The organism is Mycolicibacter longobardus (assembly GCF_002102265.1).
GTDB classification, from domain to species: Bacteria; Actinomycetota; Actinomycetes; order Mycobacteriales; family Mycobacteriaceae; genus Mycobacterium; species Mycobacterium longobardum.
Window position 1 is genome coordinate 1 of the sequence record NZ_LQPG01000022.1, and the last position, 22,616, is coordinate 22,616.

A 22,616-nucleotide genomic window follows, 5' to 3' on the forward strand; every position below is an offset into this window, starting at 1 on the left:
CACCGGAGACGACACCAACGGCACCACCCCCAACCCCAAAAACGCCGCCACAGAACCCACACCCAACACCCGACGACCGACCCGAGTTGCATTGCGGCGCTTACTAATCACAGGGAGACCCTCACTACTTGAACAGGACTGGTTTTGCGTTGAACAGGACAGGAATGGTTATGTGCTGACCGATGCCGAGGTCGTCGAGGCCTTAGCCGGTACTGCCGGTCGATCCGCCGCTGCCGGCGACGCCGTCGGTGCCGTCGGCCCCTCCGGTACCGCCCGCACCGCTGGATGCGGTCGAGCCGTCGGCGTTCTGTCCGCCGGCCCCTCCGGTGCCGGCGGCGCCGCCGGTTCCGCCGGAGTCCGCGGTCCCGCCGGATCCGCCCTGGCCGGCTGTCTGACTGCCGAATGCGGTGCCACGGCTGGTGTCGCCGCCGTCGCCACCGTCGCCACCATTGCCGCCATCACCGCCGGCGCCACCGTTGCCCCCGGCGCCGCCTACACCGGCCTGACCGGCGCCATCCGCACCGGCCGCACCCGCGGCACCGCCCTGGCCACCGATGCCACCGTTGCCACCGTTACCGCCGTATCCACCGTTGCCGCCGTCACCGCCGTGACCACCGACCGCGGAGGTGCCGCCGACCGGCGCCGACATGTATGCCTCCCCGCCGGTGCCGCCGTCGCCGCCGTTGCCACCCACGGTGCCGTCGCCACCGTTGCCGCCCGCACCGCCGACGCCACCGTTGCCGCCCACACCAGACACCGAGCCCCCGGCACCACCGGCACCACCGACACCACCGTTGCCGCCGGTCACACCGTCGATCCCGTTGCCGCCGTTGCCGCCGTCACCGCCGACGCCGCCGCGGGCGCCGCTCGAGCTGCCGCCGACGTAGGCGTAGCCGCCGGTGCCGCCGTCGCCGCCGTTGCCGGCCACCCCGCCGTCACCGCCGTCGCCGCCCCGGCCGCCGGTAGCCGTCTGGCCCAACCACGCTCCCGTGTTGGCCCGACCGCCGGTGCCGCCGTTGCCGCCGTCCTGGATGTGCCCGCCGTTGTTGGCGTTGTTGCCCAGGGTGCCCTCGCCGCCGATTCCGGCGGTGCAAGAGGTGGTGCCGACCGTGCTGCCGCAGTCCGATCCGGTGGAGCCGTTGGGCGCCGACGGGTTCGACCCGCCCGGGGTCGGCGCGACCGGGTTGGTGCCCAGCGCACCCCTACCGCCGGCGCCACCGTCGCCGCCGTTGCCGTTGGTGCCGGCGGCACCGCCCAGGCCGCCGTTCCCGCCGGATTGGCCGACATTGTTGATCACGCCGACCCCGCTACCGCCCGCACCGCCGTTGCCGCCGTTGCCGCCGCCGCCGGCCGCACCGACGCCGCCGTGCGCACCGTCCTGCACGCTGCCGGTTCCGCCGGCACCGCCTTGTCCGGCCGTGCCACGTTCGCCGCCGTCGCCGCCGTCGCCGCCGTTGCTGGCGCTGGCTGCGGCGCCTCCGCCGACGCCGGCGCCGCCCTGGCCGCCGTTCCCGGCATCGCCGGCGGCGCCACCGCGCCCACCGGCCCCGCCGGTGCCGTTGGTGGCGTTACCGCCCTGGCCGCCCACACCGCCCTGGCCGCCGTTCCCGGCGTCCCCGGCGTTGCCACCGTTCTGGCCTGCCACGGTGGCGTTGAGCCCGGCGCCACCGGTGCCACCGGCACCGCCCGCGCCGCCCTGTCCACCGGCGCCGCCGTCACCGGCCACGCTGCCGCCGGCACCACCGGTGCCGCCGTTGCCGCCCAGGCCGCCGTTGCCGCCTTGAGTGCCCGTGCCGGAGGCGTCGGTGTCCCCGGTCGCACCGGTGGCACCCGCACCACCGTTACCACCGGCACCACCGGTGCCGACCGTTCCGGCGTTGCCACCGTTGCCGCCCTGGCCGCCGGTCTGGGCGCTGCCGTCGGCCAGCACCTGCCCGGTGCCGCCGTTGCCGCCGGCGCCGCCGTTGGAGACACCGGCAGCACCGGCCGCCCCGTCGGCGGCGTAGATGCCATCGGCACCTTGGCCGCCGGCACCGCCGGTGCCGGCCTGCCCGATCACACCGCCGTTGCCGCCGTTGCCACCCGTGCCGGCCACCGCGTTGAGTCCGCCGCCCGCACCATCGCCGCCGCGACCGCCCGTACCACCGTTACCGGCCGCACCGCCCTGGCCACCGGCACCGCCGGCCCCGTGCTCGCCGGCCATGCCGTTGACGGCTGAGCCGCCTGCGCCGCCGTTGCCGCCGGCACCGGCGTTGCCACCGTTGCCACCGCTGAGGCCGTCGGCACCGTCGGTGCCCTCACCGGCGGCGTCGGTCTGCCCGGCGGCGCCGGCGAGGCCACTGCCACCCGCACCTCCGTTACCGCCGGCACCACCGCGGCCGCCCGCGCCGCCATTGCCGGAGGTGCTGCCACCCGCGCCACCGACCCCGCCGTTACCACCGGCCGCGCCGTGGCCGCCGTCGGTGCCGTCGCCTCCGGCGTCCGTGGATCCCGCGTCACCGCTCGCGCCCGCACCACCGTTACCGCCGGCGCCACCGGCGCCGACCGCAGCCGCGTTACCGCCGGCGCCACCGTCACCGCCGGCCTGGGAAGCGCCGTTGGACAGCACCTGGCCCGCGCCGCCATCGCCACCGGCACCACCGTTGCCGCCTCCGACCGCCGCCACCCCCGCGACACCGCCGGCACGCTGCGTGACGCCATCACCGCTCAGGCCGCCCTGCCCGGCGCCACCGGCCTGGCCCACGTTGCCGGCATCACCACCGGCCCCGCCGTTTCCGGCGATCAGGTTCAACCCGCCTCCGGCGCCACGCCCGCCGGCACCGCCGTCGCCGCCCTCGCCGGCGTTGCCGCCGTTTCCACCGATACCGCCGATACCGGCCTTGCCCGCCGTCCCGTTGGCCGCACTGCCGCCGACGCCGCCCTGCCCGCCGGCGCCACCGTTGCCGCCGTTGCCACCGTCGGCACCGTGGCCGCCGTTGCCACCGGCCAGGCCGCTGCCGGCCGCGGCATCGATGCCCGCGGTGCCCGTCACGCCGTTGGCGCCGTTTCCTCCGTTTCCGCCGTGGCCGCCGACGCCGCCGGCACCACCGTTGCCGGAGACCGCGCCGCCGCTACCACCGGCGCCACCGACACCACCGGTGGCGCCGTTGGCGCCGTTCGAGCTGTTGACCGAGCCGGTCCCACCGCTGGCGCCCGCACCGCCGGTACCACCGCGTCCACCGTCGCCGATCGACCCGGCGTTACCGCCCTGGCCGCCGGCGCCACCGATCTGCATTGTGCCGTCAGCGAGTTCGCGGCCGTCGCCGCCGCGACCGCCTTCACCGCCGTTACCACCGCCGCCGGCGCCACCGGCCGCGCCCACCGCACCGTCCTGGCCGGATCCGGCTCCGCTACCACCGGCACCACCGGCACCCGCGGTGCCGCGTTCGCCGCCGTCACCACCCTGGCCACCGCTGCCGGCCTCGGCAGCGCTGCCGCCGCCGGTGCCGACGCCACCGTTGCCGCCGTTGCCGGCACTGCCCGCGGCACCACCCTGGCCACCGGCCCCACCGTTGCCGTCGGTCGCGGCACCACCGATGCCACCGGCCCCACCGGCGCCGCCGGTTCCGCCGTTGCCGCCGGTCGCGCCGGACGCACCGCTGCCGGGGATGACGAAGCCGGCGTTGCCGCCGTTGCCACCCGCGCCGCCGGCGCCGCCCTGACCGCCGGCACCACCGTCCCCGGAGATGGTGCCGCCCGCGCCGCCGGCACCACCGACACCGCCCGCGGCGCCGGTGCCACCGGTGAGTCCGTTGCCCGCCGCGTCGCGCCCGCCCGTCGCGCCACTTGCGCCGCTGCCGCCGTTCCCGCCGGCACCACCGGTGCCGATCGCACCCGCATTGCCGCCGTTGCCGCCCGCGCCGCCGGCCTGCACCGTGCCGTCGGCGAGCACCTGGCCGTCGCCACCGTTGCCGCCCACGCCACCGACCGCGCTGCCCGCCGCACCCGCGGCACCACCTGCCGCCTGACCGCCGAAGCCGACGCCGCCCGCACCGCCGACGCCGACCTGGCCGGCCGTGCCGCCACTGCCGCCGTTGCCTCCGCGACCGGCCGCCGCGTTGGCACCGCCACCGGCGCCGTCACCGCCGGCACCACCGGTGCCACCGTCACCGGCCGCGCCGCCCGCACCACCGACGCCGCCGACGCCCTGGGCGCCCGCGGTGCCGTGGGCCGAGGTACCACCCGCACCGCCGGTACCGCCGACACCACCACTGCCGCCGTTGCCGCCGACGCTGGTGGTGTCACCACCGTCGCCGCCGTTGCCGCCGCTGCCGGCGACCGCATCCGCGCCGTCGACTCCGTCGGCGCCGGAGCCACCGGCACCACCGGTGCCGCCGACACCTCCGGCACCACCCACACCGCCGTTACCCGAGGTGGAGCCACCTGCACCACCCACACCGCCTGCACCGCCGTTGCCGCCGGTGGCACCGTTGGTGCCGTTACCCGAACCGTTGGTCGTCCCAGCCTCGCCGGTCGCCCCGGCACCGCCGGCGCCACCCGCACCACCGTCGCCGACCGCGCCCGCGTTACCGCCGTTACCGCCGACGCCACCGGACTGGGCAAAGCCGTTGGCCAGCAGTTGCCCGGCGCCACCGGTGCCGCCCGCACCGCCGTCGCCACCATTACCGGCCGCACCCACCGCGCCACCTGCCGCCTGCGCGCCACCGGCGCCCTGGCCGCCGGCACCACCGTCGCCGCCCGCGCCCACCGAGCCACCGTTACCGCCGGCACCACCGTTACCGGCCGCGGTGCCGATGCCACCACCGGCACCCGTACCGCCCTGGCCACCGTTGCCTGCGTCCCCGCCGGCGCCGCCGACACCACCGACACCACCCGCGCCGTGCGCGCCCGCGGTGCCGTTGACGGCGGCGCCGCCCGCGCCACCGTTGCCGCCCAAACCGCCTACACCGCCCTGGCCACCGTTACCGCCGTTCTCGCCGGTTCCGCCCGCGGCACCACTGCCGGCGATCGCGTCCTCACCGGCAGCGCCGGTCTCTCCGGCGCCACCGGAGCCACCGGCGCCGCCGACACCACCGGCACCACCGGCACCGCCTTTGCCCGAGACCGATCCACCGGCACCACCGACACCACCGTTACCCGCCGCGCCACCGGCGCCGCCCTGCAGACCATTGCCGGCGACATCGTTGCCGCCGACCGCACCGGTCGCCCCGTTACCGCCGACGCCACCGTTGCCACCGTTGCCGGTCGACCCGCCGTCACCGCCCCGGCCGCCGTTACCGGCGATCTGGCCCGGGTTGATCGCGCTGAAGCCGGCGCCGCCGTTGCCGCCGTTGCCGCTGACGGTGGCTGCTTCGCCCGCACTGCCGGCCACGCCGGCGACACCGCCGGTGCCGTTACCGGCCGCGCCGCCCTGGCCCGCGGCGCCTGCCACGCCGGCCTCGCCGCCACGACCGCCGTTGCCGCCGTGGAGGTTTGCCGCGGTTCCGGCCGCGCCGTCGCCGCCGTTACCGCCCACACCGCTGTCGCCGCCGTCGCCGCCGGACCCGCCGGAGCCACCGGTGCCCGCACCACCGAAGATGCCGCCCGCGCCGGCGTTGCCGCCCACGCCGCCGTTGCCGCCCCGGCCGCCGGCTCCACCGTTGTCGCCGTCGCCGCCGTTGCCGTTGCCACCTCCGGTGAAGGTGCCCTGCACGCCGTCGGTACCGGCCGCGCCGGCCGCGCCCTCGCCGCCGGCGCCGCCATTGCCGCCGGAGCCGCCCTTGCCCATCCAGACGCCGCCGCGACCCCCGGCACCGCCCGCGCCACCGTTGCCGCCGTCGACGTGCACGGCGGTACCGGCCAGCCCGACGCCGCCGTCCCCGCCGCTGCCGCCGTAGCCGAAGATGGATCCGCCGTTGCCGCCGTTGCCGCCGGCGCCGCCCTCCACACCGTCGGCGCCGGCACCGCCGTGGCCGAACAGACCGCCGCCGTTGCCCCCGTGGCCCGCCGCCCCGGTGGCGACCGAGCCGGGGTCGAGGATGCTGCCGGCGTCACCACCGTTGCCGAACAACCATCCGGCGCTGCCGCCGCTACCGGTCAGGCCATAGCCGTCACCGCCGTCACCGAGCCACAGGCCGCCGTCGCCGCCGTCCGGGTTGTCGATGGTGCCGTCGGCGCCGTTGCCGATCAGGTACATCCCGAACAGGCCGTTGATGGCACCGTTGACCTGCATACCGAGCGAGCTGGTGATCCAGTTCTCGATGCTGGCGTGCATCGGTTGGTAGAACATGGTGTTGAACAGCTCGGTGAACGGGTCGGTGGCCGCTGCCGACATCGGGACCAGTGCGGCTTCCCAGCCGTTGTCGAGCTGGGTGAACAGCGGCGACCATGAGTCGGCGTCGAAGATCGTCTGCCACGACGACGGGTCGTCGAGCTGGATGACGGCCTCGCCGAGGCTCTGGCCGAGCACGTCGATGACCCAGTCCAGCTCGTCGGCGTGGGCCGGCGCGGCGGCCAGCGGGCTCATCCCGAATGCCAGGAACGCACCCACCGCGGTTCCGGCTCCGGCGACGCGTTTGCCACGGCGCGTCCCGTTGGGGTTCGCCGTCCGCCGTTGTGCACCGTCGCGCCTGCCGCCCATTGCTGTCATCCGCCCTTGCTTTTCGTGAAGTGATGTTTTGCCGAGGAAGTCCGGGATCGGACTAGAAGCCGAACAGCCCGCCGAGCTGTCCGATGCTGATGGTGATCAGATCGGTGCCGGCGATGCCCATGTTGGACAGCAGGCCGTCGAGGTCGAGGCCGCCGAGGCCCAGGCCGTCGATCACGTCGTTGACCGTCAGGCCGTCGAGACCGAGGCTGGCGACCAGCGCGTCGAGGGTGACGCTGCCCAGGCCCAGCGAGTTGGCGATGTCGTTGACCGTGACTCCGCCGAGCAGGCGCTGAAGAATCTCGTCCAGGTGGACGCTGTCCAGGTTCAGGTCATCGAGGAGGTCGCCGACCTTGGCGCCGCCCAGCAGGCCTTCCAAGAAGCCATCCAGGTGAATGTTGTTCAACCCCAGGTCATTTGCGATCGAACCGAGTGTCATGCCGCCCAGCACGTGGTCGATGACGCTGCCGATGTCGACCTGGTTCAGCCCGAGGTTGCCCAGCAGCCCGTTGATCGTGACGTCCAGGCCCAGCCGGTCGATCACCGTGTCGATGTTCAGGTTGTTCAGGCCCCAGGAGCTCAGGATCGACACCAGCGAGGTGTTCATCAGATCCGGGAAACCGTTGTTGAGGACGGTGCTCAGGGTGACGTCGTCCAGGCCCAGGTTCTGCATGACCGTGTCGAAGGGGGTGGTCAGGTTCAGGCCGGTCAAGATTTCGCTGAGCTTCTCGTCGGACACGCCGGTGGCACCCAGCAGCTGGCCGAGGGTGATGTCGGCCAGCGGGGTGCCGGGTGCCACGCCCAGGTTCGGGGCGCCGGCACTGTACAGCCGCTGCAGGGTCTCCAGCAGGCTGTTGTTCCCCATCAGGCTGTTGAGGGTCTGGTAGCAGGAGACGTTGTACAGACCCGGCAACAGGGGGCAGGTGATGTCGGGGACCGGGATTGCGCCGTTCGCGAGCTCGAGCAGCGTCTGGTCGCCCACGCCGGCCTGCGTCAGCAGGTCGGTGAACTTCTGCTCACCGATCTCGGTGCCTTCGAGCAGGTCACCCAGCGTCATGCCGGACATTTCCGAGCTCTGCAGCACCTCCGCCAGCGACATGTCGAAGCCGGCGCCCTGCAGGATCTCGATCACCAGGTCGCCGACGGTCATGCTGCCGGCACTGCCGCCACCCAACATGCCGCCCAGCAGGCTGTCGATCAGCTCGGCGATGCTCTGGTCGCCGAAACCGGAGGCTTCCAGCAGCGGGTTGAGCATGCTGCCGATGGTCAGATCCTCGCCGCCGAACTGGTCGAGCAGGTCGGTGATGGTCACGTCGCCGCCCACCGTGGCATGGACCAGATCTTTGAGCGCTTCACCCAGGGTGAGGTCGCCGACACCGAGCTGGCCGAGCAGGCCGGTGATGGTGGTGTCGGTCATTCCGCCGGCTTGCAGCAGACCGGTCGCCAGCTCGCCCAGCGACTGGTCGCCGAGCCCGAACTCGTCGAGCAGGCCGGCCAGGGTCGGGTTGCCGATGCCGGCCTGGCCGAGCAGACCGGTCAGCACTTCGGCGATCGACTTGTCACCCAGCCCCACCTGATCGGCCAGGCCGGAGATCGTCGGGTTGCCGATGCCCATCACGTCGAGCAGGTTGGCCGCCAGTCCGGCGATCGGCTCGTCGCCGATCCCGAATTCGCTGAGCAGCCCGGTGACGCTCATGTGGCCGAAGCCCAGGCAGTCGAGCAGGCCGGTCAGCAGGCCCCCCACCGACTGATCGCCGATGCCGAAGTCGCCGAGCAGGTCTCCCAGCGTGGTGTTGCCGACGCCGGCCAGGTCCACCAACTGACCCAGTTGCAGATCGACCGTCGCAGTGTGCGGTGCGACGAGCAGGCCGTTGAACAGCGGGATGTTCATGCCCGCCACGTCGATGCCGGCCGTGCCGTAGAGGAAGGCGTTGATCAGCGTGCCCGGCGCGTTGAACAGGATCATGAACGCGTTGGCCGGGTCGGCGGCGAGCTGCTCGGTGATGTCGTTCCACGCGTTGGTCATCGTGATGAACGGGCCGATCATCGCCAACAGGGTGTGCAGCGTCGAGCCCAGCTCGATGTTGATCTGCGCCGGCAGCGGCAGTGCGTTGACGGTGATCGTCGGCAGCAGCCCCCAGCTGGTGAGCAGGCCGGTGACGTCGTTCGCCGGGTCCGCGGTCAGCGCCACCGGGTACTGCTGGGTGAGCGGGGCCGCGGCGGCGGGCATGGGCGCTGCCGAGGGAACGACGGCGATCAGGCCGGCGCCGACGACGGCGATGCCGGGGGTGACGTAGGGGCGAAGCATCTGAAGCATCACGTTCTCCGAATCGATTCCTGGAAGTGGGTGGGTCGGCTACCCGAACAGGGAGGCGAACAGGCCCCCGAAATCTCCGATATGGGTGTCGATCAGCACCATGTCCGCCAGACCGAACTGGTCGAGCAGCTCGGTCAAGGTGTCACTGCCCAGGCCCATGTTGATGAGCAACTCGTTCAACGTCCCGCCGCCGAGGAGGTCGCCGATCAGCGTGTTGAGGTCGGTGGTGGCGAGATCGAAGCCGCTCAGCAGATCGCCGATGGTCTGGCCGCCCAGGAAGTCGCCGACCAGCGTGTTCAGGTCGGTGGTGGCGAAGCCCAGGCCGCCCAGCACCGACCCCACGGTCATGTCGCCCAGCAGGCTGTGCAGCAGGGCGTCGAGGTGGGTGTCACCGAGGTCGGTGCTGCCGAGCAGGGAGCCCAATGTCTGGCCGCTGAAGATGCCGTCCAGCAGGTCGCCCAGGTGCTGGTTACCGATACCGGCGTCGTCGAGCAGCTGACCCAGGGTGGAGGTGCCCAGCAGATCGGCGAGCATCTGGTCGAGGGTGGTGTCGCCCAGCCCCAGGTCGGTGAGCAGCTGGCCCAGGCTGGTGTCGTTCATTCCGAAGCTGGCAACCAGTTCGTCCAGCGTCTGGTCGTTGTAGCCCATACCGGTCAACAGCGAGCCCACGGTCATGGACAGGTTGGTTTCCAGCAGGGTGCTGAGCTTCTCGTCGGCCATCGGCCCGAGCAGCTCGGCGATGGTCTGGTTGCTCATGCCCTGGCCCGCCAGGATGCTGTTGATCGTCTGGTCGTTGAAACCGTCGATCATGCCCTGGCCGCCGATCTTGGCCGCGACGGTTTCGCCGCCGGTGGCCCAGATCAGGTTGTTCAGGGTCAGGCCACCGAATCCCAGGTTGGTGAAGATCGTGCCCAGCGAGACCTCGCCCAGGTTGGCGGCATCGACGATGTTCTGCATGGTCAGACTGCCCAGGCCGGCGGCATTCACCAGGTCGCCGACCGTGGTGTCGCCCAGGCCGGCGCCACCGAGGAAGTCGGCGGCCAGCGATCCCACACTGACGTCGCCCAGGCCCATCGCGTCGACGAGGTCCACCGGGGTCCGCTGACCGAGGTCCAGCGCATCGAGAACCTTGGGCAGGATGTCGCCGACAGTCAGGTCGGCCAGGCCCAGCGCGCCGAGCAGATCGACCGGGGTCTGCTGGCCCAGGCCGAGCCCGTCGAGCAGGCTGCCGGCCAGGTCAGCGACCGGCTGTTGGGCCAGGCCGAGCTGGTCGAGCAGGCCGGTGACGGTCGGGTTCCCGATGCCGGCCGCGTCCAACACCGCCAGCAGCGCGCCCGACACCGACTGGTCGGCCAGCCCGACATCGCCCAGCAAGTCGCCGAGCGTCGGGTTACCCATGCCGATCGCGTCGAGCAGCTTGGCGCCCAGGTCCGCCACCGACTCGTCGCTGAGGCCGACGTCGCCGAGGATGTCGATCAGGTTCTTCTGTCCCAGCCCCATTGCGTCGAGCAGACCGGTGGCGAGCTGCGCGGCGGACTGTTCGCCGATGCCGATCGCGTTGATCAGGTCCAGCGGAGTCTGGTCACCCAGGCCGACCCCGTCGAGCAGGCTGGTCACCATCGAGCCGATCGGCAGGTCGCCGATCCCGATACCGGAGAGGATCTCGGTCAGGCTCTTGTTCCCGAGGTTGATGGAGTCGAGCACCTGGTCGAGCCGCAGCTCGAGGTCGAACGGCTGCGGCCCGACCAGCAGGCCGTTGAACGCCGGCACCACGATGCCGAACAGGTCGATCGTGTTGGTGCCGTTGAGCCAGGCGTTGAGCAGGGTGGCCGGCGCGTTGAACAGGATGCTCAGCGTGTTGGCCGGGTCGATCGCGATGGCGGCCCAGATCTCGTTCCAGGCGTTGGTGACGGTGATGAACGGCGCGACCGACGACAGGATGAGACCCAGCTCGGACGGCAGTGAACCGGAGTCCACATGTTGGCCCAGGTTCGCCAGGTTGGCCGCGGTATTGCTGAACAGCTCATCCCAGGTGACCAGGACGTCGGACGTGTTGGCCACCAGCCGCAGGTTCGGCTTTTGCTGGACCGGCGCGAGATCCGGCCGTGGAGCCGCCGAGGGATGCAGGCTCACCTGCGGAGTCGGTACCACAGCGACGCTGACGAGACCGGCACCGACCAGGGCGACACCCGTCGTGGCGTAGGGACGAAGTATCTGCTGCATCGGTAATTTCTTCCATCTCGGGGATCAAACGTTCGCGACAGTACATGAGCGGAATCACATTTCCAACATGGATTTCTCAGCTTCACAGCGCTTCGGCAGTCCAATTTTTCAGGCGCCCAATGACAACGTGTGTAGTCATTTTTATGACAACGCGCGTGGTCATTTTTTTGACAACATGCGTGGTCAGGACTGGTGAATAGCGGGTAACTTCACCAAGGTTTCCGGAGAATTCCAATATCGTCGCCCAGGCGCTGGGAAGTTTCGGCGGCACCGCTTTCGCGTTTTTATTAGGAAACATGCTGATAAATGACTTAGGAGCCGAACCATCACCGCTGGAAAGCTCCAGTGGACGACTGTCTGCCGACGGGCGACCGTTTTTTTCGTCTCGGCGGGTACATCCCGGCCGTCGGGGTGGCCCCGCCGGTCACGGCGCCGGCACTTGCGGGGGTCGTCGACGACGAGATCGAGCAGCTGTGCCGGACCGGTTTGCTGAGCTTGTTCCCGGCGCTACGAATACACCACAATTTCGGCACGGCTGTTCACTTACGCCCGCCGGCGCTCGCCGACTGTCATCGCCTCCGACAGCGGGCAGGCACCGCCACCGTCACCGTGACGCCCACCGGGTCTGGATCGGTCTTAGTCCGATCCGCGTCCCTGGCGCACGAGCCTGCCCACGAACCGGGCCAGACCGAGCGCCATCTGCTGTTTGGGTTCCAGGGCCGCGTTGTCCGTCTCCGGGGCGTTCCACTGCGCGACCGCCGCCAGCTCGCCGTCGCTGAACAGTTCACGGCAGGCGATCCGCTGGATCTTGCCGCTGGACGTGGTGGGAATGCACATCGGCTTGACCAGGAGCACGTCGTGCACCTCGACCCGGTGATGGTGTCGGACCGCAGCCCGGATCGCCTCGAGGACTGCGTCCAGATCGGTGTCGCCGGATCGATGGCGCTGCACCTCCTGCACCACCACCAGCCGTTCGCGAGCGTGGGGATCGCCGGGATCCCCGGTTATCGCGAACACCGCGCCGCGGCCGGGCAGCAACATCGGGTCACAGTCCTGCACGGTCCGCTCGATGTCGTTGGGGTAGTGGTTGACATCGCCGATGACCACCAGGTCCTTGCAGCGTCCGGTGATGAACAGTTCGCCGTCGCGCAGGAATCCACGATCCCCGGTACGCAGGAACGGCCCTGGAAAATCTCGCGTGGTGTCGGCCAGGTGCGCGGCGAACGTCCGCGCGGTCTCCTCGCCACGGCGCCAATACCCCTGCCCCACACTGGGCCCGGCGACCCAGATCTCCCCGACCCCGTCGGCATCGCACTCGGTTCGGGTCTCCGGGTCGACGATGATGACCCGTTGGCCGCCCCGCGGCCGCCCGCACCCGACTATCGCGGAGGCGGCCGGATCACCCGGCGCGGCGTCGGCAACCCGATCCTCACCGAGCGCGCCGCGATCGATATGGGCGATCACCGGCAGCCCCAGCGCTCCGGCATCCGATCCACCGGACACCCCCAGCGTCGCCTCTGCCAGGCCGTACACCGGAAGGAATGTCTCGGGTGTGAACCCGGCCGGTGCGAATGCCTCCGAGAACGCCTGCAGCGTCGCGGGATTCACCGATTCACCGCCGTTGAGGGCCACCTGCCAGTTGGACAGGTCCAGCGCCGCCCGCTCCTGCGGCGAGCTGCGCTTGATACACCACTCGTAGGCGAAGTTCGGTGCGCCGGAGATCACCGCGCCGTGCCGGGACATCGCTTCGAGCCATCGCATGGGACGCATCAGGAAGGCGCCCGGCGACATCACCACCGTCGTGGTTCCGACGTACAGCGTCATCAGGACGCCACCGATGAGGCCCAGGTCGTGATACTGCGGCAGCCAGGTCACCGAACCCACCGGGCGATGGAAAACCGGGTTGTCCGGTGCGGGATTCCAGGTCTGGCGGACCGTCTCCAGGTTGTGCATGAAGTTGCCGTGGGTCAGCACAACACCCTTGGGCACCTTGGTGGTGCCCGAGGTGTACTGGATCGCGGCGACGGTGGTCGCGGTCACCGGCGGCAGCGCCCACCGGTCGGCGGCCGAGGCATCGCCGGCCAATTCGTCGGTGGCGAACCATTGCAGGGGCGGTGCGCCCGCCGCCTCGGCCGCAGCGTCCGCCGCGGCCCGGATCCCGTCTTGGGTTTTCGTTGTGGCCAGGGCGATTTCGGCCCGCGCATCGGGCACGATGGCTGCGATTCGGGCCGAGGTCCACTGCGCGTCCACCGGAATCGCGACCGCGCGGGCATACAGGCAACCGAAGAAGCCGACGATGCTGTCCAGGCCCGGGCGGCAGAAGACCAGTACCCGCTGGCCGGCCGCACCGTGCTGTTGCAGGCCGGCGGCGACCGCCCGTGCCCGACGATCCAGCTCGCGGTAGGTCAGCCGGTCGCGTTCCTCGTCGCCCTCGGGGCAGAAGTGGAACGCGACCTTGCCGCCGTGCCTGTCGGCCTGCTGCGACAGCAGGTCGACAAGGGTGGGTGCGCTGGGCACTGTCCCGGACATTGCCCAGCGACCACCTATTCCTACGGACTTACTCCGGCTGGCAGAGATTGTCCAGGACGTCGATCTCGCCGCGGAGCTGGTCGCGCAGCGGCTGCTGGACCGAGTCGTCGGGCGAGTGTCCGGCCAGGTAGTTGATGCTCAGCGCCTCCAGGGTGTCGGCCATGTCGCCGACTGCCTTGGCCAGGTCCGCCGGGGTGGCCGGGTTCTCCTCCAGGCGCTGGTGCAGGAACGCACCGCCGGCGAACAGCGACAGGCGCGCGTTGGTGCCGACGGCCAGGTCACCGGCCAGGTCACCCGGCACCGGGTTCTGCAGGTTGGTGTTGAACTGAGTGCCCTGACGCACGACGCCCTGCGCGTCACAGATCTTGCCCTTGGCTTCCTGGCGCTGGTCGCCGGAGAACTTCTGGCTCGTCGACGGGTGGAACCATCCGAAGATGGCCAAGACGATACCGATCACGGCCAACGCCAACGCGGCGATGGTCGGCAGGGACAGCCCCGGCGCTGAAGTGGAAGATTGCGGAAAACCCGCGCTCTTGGGCTTGACGGCCTTGGCCGAGGAGGGGGAATCGCTAGCAGGAGTCTCAGGCATTGCGCGATCGTAGCGGGACAGCTCCGAATAGTCACGCGGACCCGGGATGTGGCGCGTTGCCGGTACCCTCATGTGCGATGTTGAGCACCGAGTTCGAGACCACCGCGCGCCGGCTCACCGGCTGGGGACGCACCGCGCCGAGCGTGGCGCAGGTGTTGTCGACCCCGGATGTCGAGGTCATCGCCAAGGCGGTGGCACGATCGGCCGACGCCGGCAACCGGGGCGTGATCGCCCGCGGTCTGGGCCGCTCCTACGGCGACAACGCCCAGAACGGCGGCGGCCTGGTGATCGACATGACCGCGCTGAACCGGATCCACTCGATCTCGTCGGATCGCGGCGTCGTCGACGTCGACGCTGGCGTGAGCCTGGACCAGTTGATGAAGGCCGCGTTGCCGTTCGGTCTGTGGGTGCCGGTGCTGCCGGGGACCCGCCAGGTCACCATCGGCGGGGCGATCGCCTGCGACATCCACGGCAAGAACCACCACAGCGAAGGCAGTTTCGGCAACCACGTGGTCTCGATGGATCTGCTGACCGCCGACGGTTCGGTGCGGCAACTGACCCCAGACGGTTCCGAGGCCGAACTGTTCTGGGCCACCGTCGGCGGCAACGGGCTGACCGGGATCATCCTGCGCGCCACCATCGCGATGACCCCGACCGAGACGGCGTACTTCATCAACGACGGCGACAACACCGCCGACCTGGAGGAGACCGTCGCCTTCCACAGCGACGGCAGCGAAGCCGACTACACCTACTCCTCGGCCTGGTTCGACGCGGTCAGCGCGCCGCCGAGACTCGGGCGAGCGGCCATCACCCGGGGCCGGCTGGCGCTGCGCGACGAGCTGCCCAAGAAGCTGGCCCGCAACCCGCTGAAGTTCGACGCTCCGCAGCTGATGACGGTGCCCGACGTCTTTCCCAACGGGCTGATGAACAAGCTCTCCGCCAGCGTGATCGGTGAGCTGTACTACCGGCGGGGCGGGCACTATCGCGGCAAGGTCCAGAACCTGACGCAGTTCTACCACCCGCTGGACCTGCTGGGGGAATGGAATCGGGCCTACGGAACCGCGGGTTTCGCCCAGTATCAGTTCCTGGTCCCCACCGAGGCGGTCGAGGAATTCAAGGCGATCATCCGCGACATCCAGGCCAGCGGGCATTCGTCGGCGCTCAATGTGTTCAAACTGTTCGGGCCGGGCAACCAGGCGCCGTTGAGCTTCCCGATGGCCGGCTGGAACGTCGCCATGGACTTCCCGATGAGACCCGGGGTGGACGAATTCCTCAACGCCCTGGACCGCCGGGTGCTGGAGTTCGGCGGCCGGCTCTACACCGCCAAGGATTCCCGCACCACCGCGGAGAATTTCCACGCCATGTACCCGCGCATCGACGAATGGATTGCGGTGCGCCGCAAGGTGGATCCCGATGGGATTTTCGCCTCCGACATGGCCCGACGTTTGGAGCTGCTGTAGAGATGGTGCTTGACGCCACCGGAAATCCCCAGTCCATCCTGTTGCTGGGCGGCACGTCCGAGATCGGCCTGGCGATCTGCGCACGCTATCTGCGCCACGCCTCGGCGAGCGTGGTGCTGGCCTGCCTGCCGGGTGATCCCGGCCGCGACGGCGCCGTGGCGGCCATGGAGGCCGCCGGAGCCAAGTCGGTGCGGGTGATCGACTTCGACGCACTCGACACCGCCGGCCACCCAGCCATGATCGACTCGGCGTTCAGCGCCGGTGATATCGACGTGGCGATCGTGGCGTTCGGCATGGACGCCGACGCCGAGGAGCTCTGGCACAACCAGGCCAAAGCCGTGCAGGTCGCCGAGATCAACTACACCGCAGCGGTTTCGGTGGGTGTGCTGCTCGCCGGCAAGATGAGCGCGCAGGGTTTCGGGCAGATCATCGCGATGAGTTCGGTGGCCGGCGAGCGGGTGCGCCGCACCAACTTCGTGTACGGCTCCACCAAGGCCGGGCTCGACGGCTTCTACCTCGGCCTGGGCGAGGCGCTTCGCGACCACGGGGTGCGGGTGCTGGTGATCCGGCCCGGCCAGGTGCGCACCCGGTTCTCCGCGCACGTCAAGGAGGCACCGCTGACCGTCGACAAGGAGGACGTCGCCGAGCTGGCGGTGACCGCGGCCGCCAAGGGCAAGGAATTGGTCTGGGCGCCAGGGGCATTCCGCTACGTCATGATGGTGCTGCGGCACGTCCCGCGGGCGATCTTCCGTCGGCTTCCGATCTGATGTCGGCCAGCAGGGCAGGACATTGCGAGTTGCCCACCTATGAGCGACAACTGGGTTATTTGCCCGCCTTGTTCCGCGTCCACGCCCGGGCAGAAGACTCGTTGAGTGTGCGGTTTCGTACGCCAGCGCCGGCGTGTCGCGTACGAAACCGCACACTCGGCACGTTTTCATCCCGACAAAGCGGGATGCACCCCTCCGAAAGGTTCCAGCCCCAACGGTTGTCGCTCATAGGCGGGCAACACACACATACCTTTCCCTTTGCGAGCCCCTTCACGAGCCTTCGCTCGCACCCACACCTGACAGGCCGATGCTGACCATGCGCACCGCGTCGGTCACCGCCGGCAAGACGTTGGCCCAGATGCTCCTGGCCGCCGCAGTGGCCGTCGCCGTCTCGGTGGTCGCGCTGGTGGCGATCTCCCGGGTGGAGTGGCCGGCGTATCCGTCGTCGAACCAACTGCATGCGCTGACCACGGTCGGGCAAGTGGGCTGCCTGGCCGGGCTGGTCGGTTGCGCCCTGCTCTGGCGACGCGGGCGACAGGCCCTGGCCTGGCTGGCGGCGGTGACATTCACCAGCGCGTTCTCGGTGGTGACGCTGGCGATGCCGCTGGGCGCCACCAAGCTCTACCTGTTCGGGATCTCGGTGGACCAGCAGTTCCGCACCGAATACCTGACCCGGCTTGCCGACAGCCCGCGACTTGCAGACATGACCTACCTGGGGCTGCCGTCGTTCTACCCGCCGGGCTGGTTCTGGCTCGGCGGACGTGCCGCGGCGCTGACCGGACTGCCGGCCTGGGAGATGTACAAGCCGTGGGCGATCACCTCGATGGCCGTGGCGGTCGCGGTCGCGCTGGTGCTGTGGAACAAGCTGATCCGCTTCGAGTACGCGCTGCTGGTGACCATCGCCGGCGCCGCGGTGACGCTGGCCAACAGCTCCCCGGAGCCCTACGCCGCGATGATCACGGTGTTGCTGCCGCCGGTGCTGATCCTGACCTGGTCGGGTCTGCGGGCCGGCGACCGCGGCGGCTGGGCAGCGATCGCGGGCGCCGGCATCTTCCTCGGGTTCGCGGCCACCTTCTACACCCTGCTGGTGGCCTACACGGCGTTCACCGTGATCCTGATGGCGCTCCTGCTGGCAGCGATCCGGCGGAGTTTCGACCCCCTGGCCAGGCTGGCGGTGATCGGGGTGATCGCGCTGGCCATCGCGTCGATCACCTGGACGCCGTACCTGCTGGCCACGCTGCACCACCCGGTCAGCGACTCCGGCAGCGCCCGGCACTACCTGCCCGGCGACGGCGCCGAGCTGAGCTTCCCGATGCTGCAGTTCACCCTGCTCGGTGCGCTGTGCCTGCTGGGCACGCTGTGGCTGGTGGTGCGTGCCCGCGAATCCACCCGGGCCGGCGCGCTGGCGATCGGCGTCGTCGGCGTCTACGCCTGGTCGATCCTGTCCATGTTGTCGACGCTGGCCCGCACCACGCTGCTGAGCTTCCGGCTGCAGCCGACGCTGGCCGTGCTGCTGGCCACCGCCGGGGTGTTCGGCTTCATCGAGGGCGCCCGGGCCCTCGGCCGGGCCGGACAGGGCTGGCACCGCGTGGTGTATCCGGCGGCGACGGCCGTGGGACTGTCCGGGGCCCTGGCGTTCAGCCAGGACATCCCCGAGGTGCTGCGGCCCGACATCACCGTCGCCTACACCGACACCGACGGCCACGGCGAACGCGGTGACCGCCGCGCACCCGGCGCGGCGAAGTACTACGAGGCCGTTGACGCCGCGATCACCAAAGCCACCGGCAAGCCGCGCAACGAGACCGTGGTGCTCACCGCCGACTACAGCTTCCTGTCCTACTACCCCTACTGGGGTTTCCAGGGCCTGACGTCGCACTACGCCAACCCCCTGGCGCAGTTCTCCGCGCGTGCGGGCGCGATCGGGGCGTGGTCCAAGCTTCAGACCTCAGAGCAGTTCACCCGCGCGCTCGACGAGTTGGCGTGGCCGGCGCCGACGGTGTTTCTGATGCGGCCCGGTGCCGGGGACACCTACACGCTGAAGCTGGCCAAGGACGTCTACCCCAACCACCCCAACGTGCGGCGCTACACCGTGGAACTGGACGCGGCGCTGTTCTCCGGGCCGCAGTTCCAGGTGCAGAAGATCGGGCCGTTCGTGCTCGCCGTCCGCACCTGACAGACGCCGCCGAGCACCCCGATAGCATCTAGGTCCGTGACCGATACGCGCAACTACCGGGTGGCTCGGACCGTCGCCGTCGTCGCCGGCGTGCTGGGCACCCTGCTGGCGATCCTCACCCCGTTACTGCCGGTCAAACAGACCACCGCCGAACTCAACTGGCCGCAGAACGGCGCGCTGACCAGCGTGCAGGCCCCGCTGATCGGCTACGTCGCCACCGATCTGGACATCACCGTGCCGTGTCAGGCCGCGGCCGGGCTGACCGCGACCAAGACGGTGTTGCTGTCCACGGTGCCCAAGCAGGCCCCCAAGGCCGTGGACCGCGGCCTGCTCATCGAACGCGTCAACGACGATCTGGTCCTGGTGGTGCGCAACGTGCCGGTAGTGGTGGCGCCGCTGACCCAGGTGCTGAGCCCGGCCTGCGAGAAGCTGACGTTCACCGCGCACGCCGACCGCGTCACCGCGGAGTTCGTCGGCCTCAAATACGGTCCCAACGCCGAACACCCCGGCTCGCCGCTCAAAGGCACCCGCAGCGGCTACGACTTCCGGCCGCAGATCGTCGGCGTCTACACCGACCTGTCCGGGCCGGCGCCGGCCGGACTGGACTTCACCGCCACCGTCGACACCCGCTTCTCCAGCGCGCCCACTCCCCTCAAGCTGGCCGCGATGATCCTCGGGGTGGCGCTGACGATCGTCGCGCTGATCGCCCTGCACGTCCTGGACACCGCCGACGGCACCCGGCACCGCCGTTTCCTGCCGGCCCGCTGGTGGTCGATGTCGCCGCTGGACGCGCTGGTCACCCTGGTACTGGTCTGGTGGCACTTCGTCGGTGCGAACACCTCCGACGACGGCTACATCCTGACCATGGCGCGGATCTCCGAGCACGCCGGCTACATGGCCAACTTCTACCGTTGGTTCGGCACCCCGGAGGCGCCCTTCGGCTGGTATTACGACCTGCTGGCGGTGTGGTCGCAGGTGTCGACCACCAGCATCTGGATGCGGCTGCCCACCCTGGGCATGGCGCTGGCGTGCTGGTGGCTGATCAGCCGCGAGGTGATCCCCCGGCTGGGTCACGCCGTCAAGCACAGTCCGGCGGCGGCCTGGACCGCGGCCGGCATGTTCTTGGCGTTCTGGCTGCCGCTGAACAACGGGCTGCGCCCCGAGCCCATCATCGCGCTGGGCATCCTGGCGACCTGGTGCTCGGTGGAGCGCGCGGTGGCCACCAGCCGGCTGCTGCCGCTGGCGATCGCCTGCATCATCGGCGCGATGACGCTGTTCTCCGGGCCGACGGGAATCGCCTCCATCGGTGCGCTGCTGGTGGCGATCGGGCCGCTGCGCACCATCTTGCACCGGCGCTCCAAGCAGTTCGGCCTGGCGCCGCTGCTGGCGCCGATCACCGCCGCGGTCGGCATCACCGCGATCGTGATCTTCCGCGACCAGACCCTGGCCGGCGAGATCGAGGCCAGCACGCTGAAGTCCGCGGTGGGGCCCAGCCTGGCCTGGTTCGAGGAGCATGTCCGCTACGAGCGACTGTTCCTGGCCACCCCCGACGGTTCGGTGGCACGCCGGTTCCCGGTGCTGGCCCTGGGCGTCGCGCTGGCGGTGTCGGTGGCGATGGCGCTGCGCAAGGGCCGGATTCCCGGCACCGCGGCCGGCCCGAGCCGCCGCATCATCGGGATCACCATCATCTCCTTCATCGGACTGATGTTCACGCCGACCAAGTGGACCCACCACTTCGGGGTGTTCGCCGGGCTGGCCGGGTCACTGGGCGCGCTGGCCGCCGTCGCGGTGAGCGCGGCGGCGATGCACTCGCGGCGCAACCGGACGATGTTCACCGCGGTGGTGCTGTTCATCACCGCGCTGTCGTTCGCCAGCGTCAACGGCTGGTGGTACGTCTCGAACTTCGGGGTGCCGTGGTCGAACGCATTCCCCAAGTGGCACTTGGCCTTCGCCACCATCGGGGTGGCCCTGACCGTGTTCGCGCTGCTGGTGGCGGCCTGGTTCCACTTCGCCAACGGCGAAGACCGCCCGCCGCGCTGGACCGCACTGTCCGGCTACCCGCTGGCCATCGCGTCCTGGGTGCTGATCCTGTTCGAGGTGGTGTCGCTGACCGCCTCGATGGTGGGCCAGTACCCGGCGTGGACGGTGGGCCGTTCCAACCTGGACGCCCTGACCGGCAAAACATGCGGGCTGGCCGATGACGTGCTGGTCGAGCAGGACCCCAATGCCGGCATGCTCGATCCGGTCGACACCCCGGTGGCCGAGGCGCTCGGCGCGACCTTCTCGGTCGGGTTCACCCCCAACGGGATTCCCGCCGACGTCACCGCCGACCAGGTGATCGGACCGCCGGGGCTGGGCCGGCTGGCCGATGACGACGCGCAGACCGCGGGCGGCGAGGCCGGCACCGAGGGCGGCACCACGGCCCGTGAAGGGGTCAACGGCTCGCGGGCCCGGCTGCCCTACAAGCTGGACCCGGCCCGGGTGCCGGTGCTGGGCAGCTGGCGCCCCGGTATGCAGATGCCGTCGCTGCTGCGCTCCGCGTGGTACCGGCTGCCCGCCGACCGGGCGAACGCCGGACCGCTGCTGGTGGTGGCGGCCGCGGGCCGTTTCGACCGCGGCGAGGTCACCGCGCAGTGGGCCACCGACTCCGGCGCCGCCAACGACAAGCCCGGCGGGACGGTCGATTTCGGTGACATCGGCGCAGTCCCGGCGTGGCGCAACCTGCGCGCGCCGCTGTCCGCGATCCCGGCCGAGGCCACTCAGATCCGGCTGGTGGTCCGCGACGACGACCTGGCTCCGCAACACTGGATCGCGGTGACGCCGCCGCGTGTCCCGCAGTTGCGCACCCTGCAGGATGTGGTCGGATCCTCGGATCCGGTACTGCTGGACTGGCTGGTGGGCCTGGCGTTCCCCTGCCAGCGCCCGTTCGGCCACCAGAACGGGGTGACCGAGGTGCCGAAGTGGCGGATCCTGCCGGACCGGTTCGGCGCGGAGGCGAACTCTCCGGTGATGGACAACAACGGCGGCGGCCCGCTGGGCATCACCGAACTGCTGGTGCACGCGACCACCGTGCCCAGCTACCTGAACCACGACTGGTTCCGTGACTGGGGCGCCCTGCAGCAGTTGACGCCCTACTACCCCGCGGCGACGCCCGCGCAACTGGACCTGGGGACGGCGGTGCGGTCCGGGTTGTGGAGCCCGGCGCCGCTGCGGCACTGACCCGCGGGCCTCGCGGCCCCGGGGGTATATGTCGTTAATTGCCCGCCTATCAGCGACAACGTTCGTCGTGTCACACCCCGGTGCCATCGTGGGGTATGAAAAACGCGATAACACTGCGCGGGATCGAACTTCGTTATGTGCTCACCCACTATTTGCACCACCGTGACTACCCAGCCACCATCGGCGAGCTGGCCGATGAATTGGAATCCCGGGGCTTCGCGGTGGTCGGCCGAGCTTCGAAGGCAATCTCCGACGCGCTGCGCTGGGAGTGCCGATACGGCCGCGTGTACCGGCGTCGCCGGGGGCTCTACGGCCCGGCGTCGATGCCACGCAGCACCGAGTACCGAATTCACCAGCGGGTGATGACGCTGCGAGCCCGGGCGAAGGAGCAGTGGGACTCCCCCGAGGGCCGGGCTGACCCTGAGCCAAACCCGCCCTGAGCCGGGATTGACCCGGCTGCGGCCCGCTGACCCCGGCGTCGTCGCCGCACCCCGACTCCGACCCGGCCGCAAATTCCCGCACCCCCGACACCCGGCCGCAAATTCCCGCACCCGACACCCCGACCTGACGTGCCCCACCCCCCGACCTGACATAACGTACGTTGTCGCTGATAGGCGGGCAATTAACGACATATACCCGGGCCGCGGGGCAGGACGGTGGGGGCACCGGAGGGGCCGGTTCCCCGCCGGGCGGGACGGGTTCCCCGCATCGCCG

General features: G+C 70.7%; 10 protein-coding genes. 5 read left to right on the forward strand and 5 right to left on the reverse strand.

Annotation, left to right across the window (positions count from 1 at the left end):
• Positions 1 to 202: 202 nt before the first annotated feature.
• The 5 genes from AWC16_RS25555 to AWC16_RS12400 all read right to left on the reverse strand — a co-directional run bounded on the left by AWC16_RS25555 (position 203) and on the right by AWC16_RS12400 (position 14,283).
• On the reverse strand, positions 203 to 6,628 hold the full coding sequence (locus tag AWC16_RS25555; protein ID WP_165759215.1) for a PE family protein: 6,426 nt from the start codon (positions 6,626 to 6,628) through the stop codon (positions 203 to 205).
• Positions 6,629 to 6,680: 52 nt separating this feature from the next.
• The gene (locus tag AWC16_RS12385) at positions 6,681 to 8,942 is read right to left on the reverse strand and encodes a hypothetical protein (protein ID WP_085265057.1); all 2,262 of its coding nucleotides are present in this window, start codon (positions 8,940 to 8,942) and stop codon (positions 6,681 to 6,683) included.
• Between the two features lie 39 nt (positions 8,943 to 8,981).
• On the reverse strand, positions 8,982 to 11,165 hold the full coding sequence (locus tag AWC16_RS12390) for an autotransporter outer membrane beta-barrel domain-containing protein (protein ID WP_085265058.1): 2,184 nt from the start codon (positions 11,163 to 11,165) through the stop codon (positions 8,982 to 8,984).
• Positions 11,166 to 11,801: 636 nt separating this feature from the next.
• On the reverse strand, positions 11,802 to 13,694 hold the full coding sequence (locus AWC16_RS12395; RefSeq protein WP_085265059.1) for a fatty acyl-AMP ligase: 1,893 nt from the start codon (positions 13,692 to 13,694) through the stop codon (positions 11,802 to 11,804).
• Between the two features lie 28 nt (positions 13,695 to 13,722).
• On the reverse strand, positions 13,723 to 14,283 hold the full coding sequence (locus AWC16_RS12400) for a hypothetical protein (RefSeq protein WP_234812242.1): 561 nt from the start codon (positions 14,281 to 14,283) through the stop codon (positions 13,723 to 13,725).
• A 77-nt stretch (positions 14,284 to 14,360) separates the two neighbouring features.
• Between AWC16_RS12400 and AWC16_RS12405 the strand changes: the two genes are divergently transcribed.
• The 5 genes from AWC16_RS12405 to AWC16_RS12425 all read left to right on the forward strand — a co-directional run bounded on the left by AWC16_RS12405 (position 14,361) and on the right by AWC16_RS12425 (position 22,342).
• Complete coding sequence (locus AWC16_RS12405; RefSeq protein WP_085265060.1) at positions 14,361 to 15,743, forward strand: decaprenylphosphoryl-beta-D-ribose oxidase; 1,383 nt, start codon at positions 14,361 to 14,363, stop codon at positions 15,741 to 15,743.
• A gap of 2 nt (positions 15,744 to 15,745) precedes the next feature.
• Positions 15,746 to 16,510, forward strand: coding sequence for a decaprenylphospho-beta-D-erythro-pentofuranosid-2-ulose 2-reductase (locus tag AWC16_RS12410; RefSeq protein ID WP_085265061.1), 765 nt, complete (start codon positions 15,746 to 15,748; stop codon positions 16,508 to 16,510).
• 316 nt (positions 16,511 to 16,826) lie between these two features.
• Complete coding sequence (locus AWC16_RS12415) at positions 16,827 to 18,683, forward strand: galactan 5-O-arabinofuranosyltransferase (RefSeq protein WP_085265192.1); 1,857 nt, start codon at positions 16,827 to 16,829, stop codon at positions 18,681 to 18,683.
• A gap of 21 nt (positions 18,684 to 18,704) precedes the next feature.
• The gene (locus AWC16_RS12420; protein WP_085265062.1) at positions 18,705 to 21,902 is read left to right on the forward strand and encodes an arabinosyltransferase domain-containing protein; all 3,198 of its coding nucleotides are present in this window, start codon (positions 18,705 to 18,707) and stop codon (positions 21,900 to 21,902) included.
• Between the two features lie 95 nt (positions 21,903 to 21,997).
• A complete protein-coding gene (locus AWC16_RS12425; RefSeq protein ID WP_085265063.1) occupies positions 21,998 to 22,342 on the forward strand; it encodes a hypothetical protein in 345 nt (114 codons plus the stop codon).
• Positions 22,343 to 22,616: the final 274 nt, after the last annotated feature.